This is a genomic window from Streptococcus sp. HCA-5024, assembly GCF_037890265.1.
GTDB lineage: Bacteria > Bacillota > Bacilli > Lactobacillales > Streptococcaceae > Streptococcus > Streptococcus lingualis.
Genome location: NZ_JBBKBR010000018.1, coordinates 1 through 537, shown reverse-complemented (window position 1 = coordinate 537; position 537 = coordinate 1). Strand labels below are relative to the sequence as shown.

At 40.6% G+C, this 537-nt stretch carries 1 protein-coding gene; it reads right to left on the bottom strand.

Going from position 1 to position 537, the window contains the following annotated elements; translation table 11 throughout:
* Positions 1 to 493 (bottom strand): DUF389 domain-containing protein (locus tag WKT08_RS10435; RefSeq protein ID WP_340281937.1); only part of this gene is annotated, 493 nt, incomplete at its 3' end.
* Positions 494 to 537: the final 44 nt, after the last annotated feature.

The window sequence follows — 537 nt, the reverse complement described above, 5'->3', positions numbered from 1 at the left end:
GAGCTAAACCATAGCCAGCAGTACAGATAGGCGGCATCAGAGCTGTAGCAATGGCTACTCCTGGCACGATATTGTTTGCTTCTTTTTTTCTTGAACCAATGACACCTGCTATCCCACCCGCAATAGCAATGAGGACATCCCAAATGGTTGGAGAGGTTCGTGCAATCAACTCGCTACTTGCATAAGACAAGGGAGAATTCCAGAAATACAGAGTCGAGACAAGCAAACTGACCAACACTTGAGTCAATAAAACCTCTAGAGATTGCTTGATTAAACGCGTATCAAAAATAGCTAAACCGAATCCCAGTCCAACAATCGGTGTCATGAGAGGTGAAATCAACATGGCTCCTATAATGACAGCTGTTGAATTCATATTTAGACCTATAGAGGCAATAAAAATTGCACACATCAAAATCGCTGTATCTCTCAATCGAACATGAAGGTCATCGTATAATTTCTCACGGTATTCCCGTGTTGAATAATTGGCAGTCATTTGTCCTCTCCTCTTTCCTTATTTAAATTGGTATAATAATTAAA